The sequence below is a fragment of the Caldisericaceae bacterium genome (assembly GCA_036574215.1).
GTDB lineage: Bacteria > Caldisericota > Caldisericia > Caldisericales > Caldisericaceae > Caldisericum.
The window spans coordinates 1-1,890 of the sequence record JAINCR010000021.1 but is presented as its reverse complement, the minus strand read 5'-3'; the positions used below and the strand labels follow the sequence as shown (position 1 = coordinate 1,890).

2 protein-coding genes are annotated in these 1,890 nt (G+C 34.9%); one reads left to right on the top strand and one right to left on the bottom strand.

Annotated elements, in window-relative coordinates; genetic code table 11:
- On the bottom strand, window positions 1-1,055 hold a 1,055-nt coding region (locus tag K6343_01145; protein MEF3244581.1), incomplete at its 3' end, for a hypothetical protein.
- A gap of 630 nt (window positions 1,056-1,685) precedes the next feature.
- On the opposite strand from K6343_01145, the gene K6343_01140 reads away from it, so the two are divergent.
- The coding region (locus K6343_01140; protein ID MEF3244580.1) for a PadR family transcriptional regulator at window positions 1,686-1,890 on the top strand (205 nt) is incomplete at its 3' end.

The following is a 1,890-nucleotide window of genomic DNA, read 5'->3' as shown; positions in this document are numbered from 1 at the left end:
ATAATGCTTTCAATATGCTCTTTTATCTCATTGATCAGTTGTTCTTCACCAACAATAAAAAATAACTCTCTTTTTGCGGTAGCAAGTTCGTAATTGATTCTTATAAAGCTATCCAAAAAATCTTCTTTAGGGAAATAGAAGAGTGATTCTTCAAAAAATTCAATTGCCTCATTAAGAAGTTCAACTTTTTCTTGTGTGTCTATGCTCTTTAGTCTTGATGCGTTGAGTAAAAGGCTTCCTATATTAAAAAGTGTTGCACCGTAATCTTCTTGCGACCTATCTTTGTATAATTCAAGAGTTTGTTCAAAATAAGTGCGTGCCTCTTTAAAATACTTGATGTCTCCTTTAATCATGCCAACTTCAAATGTAGCCAAAGCAATATGTGATTTTGAGGAAGCAATATCAAAAATATCTTCTTGTTTAAAGTATTCAAGAGCATTTTTAAAGTTCTCAATTGATTTTTTAAGGTAGTCTTCTTTAACTGTTTCTTTATTTGCTACCAAATTAGCAAGAAAATAGTAGGCAACACCTAAACCATGGTAAATAAAGCCAATAATTCTTGTGTCTTCTTCCTCTAACGAAAAAGCATTTTCCAGTGCTTTTTCAAAGTAGTTGATTGCTTCTTTAAAGTGTTCCTCTTTTTTGTCTTTAAAGGCAAGTTGGGTATTTGCAAGGTTGTAGTAAAGTTTTGTTAAGTTTTCATTTTTACCGTAATCTTTTGTTAGTTTTATTGCGTTTAAATAGTGTTCAGTAGATTTTTCAAGGTTGTATTCTGTATCTTCAAAGTGTGCGAGTTTGTAGAATATAAAACCTTTGTTTGATTCAACCTCGGCAAGGTCAGGTAGGGCGTTTACTTTTCTAATAATTTTTTCTGCTTCATCAAAACTTAAAAGGGCGTTTATTATGTTATCTTTTTCATTTTCGTAATCGGAAAGTAGAATATACGAAAGGCCCAAATTCATATAAATACGCATTTTCTCATAAGAAGATTGGGTCTTTTGTAATTCCTCTCTCAGTGCTAAAATTGAACTTCTAATTTCGTCGTGGTTTTCCATTAGCATTTTCCTCCAATTAAATTATAGTTTAAGTAAAAGAATTTTTAAAGAGATTTCTAAAAAAGCAGTAAACATTCTTGTCATTTTAACAAGGTAAAACCCTTGCTGTCATTCTGACGAGGCGCCCTCCATGGTCATTCTGCACTCTTTTCCTTGACGAAGTCAAGTGGCGTAAGCCCGAAGAATCTTTCTGTTTATCACTTTTGGTGTTTGGGGAAGTTTTGAGGGGGTGGTGCTTACTCCATCAACTTCAAGATCCTTCGCTATCGCTCAGGATGACACGGAAAAAGTGGCTCAGGATGACAAGGAAAAAAATAGCGCAGAATGACACGGAAAAAGGGGCTCAGGATGACAAGAAAAGTCGCTTAGGATGACAGAGAGGAAGGGGGGAGCCTTGAGGGGGTATACCTTTGGTGTCATTCTGACGAGCGAACGTAGTGAGCGAGGAAGAATCTCTCCGTTTATTTCTTTTGATTTTAGGGGAAGTCTTGAGGCGGCGTCGTTTACCCCCTCAACTTATCAAACACTCCCACCCTTTTTTAACGTCCATACACCCTTGACAATAAGACATATTTCGTGTAAAATGGATTTGAAATAAATAAACATTTATATATAGCAAAGGGATAGATAATGGAAGGAATATTTGATTTCTGCAATAAAAAAAAGAACTTTTTTGTAGCATCTGTTCTGGGTGTAAGGCAATTTATTACCTTTTATGTGCTTCACCTTGTTTATGATAAGCCGATGTATGGAGAAGCAATCTCAAAGGATGTTTCAAATCTTCTTTTAAACTTATGGAAGCCAAGTCCCAGTTTTATGTACCCAATTCTTAAAA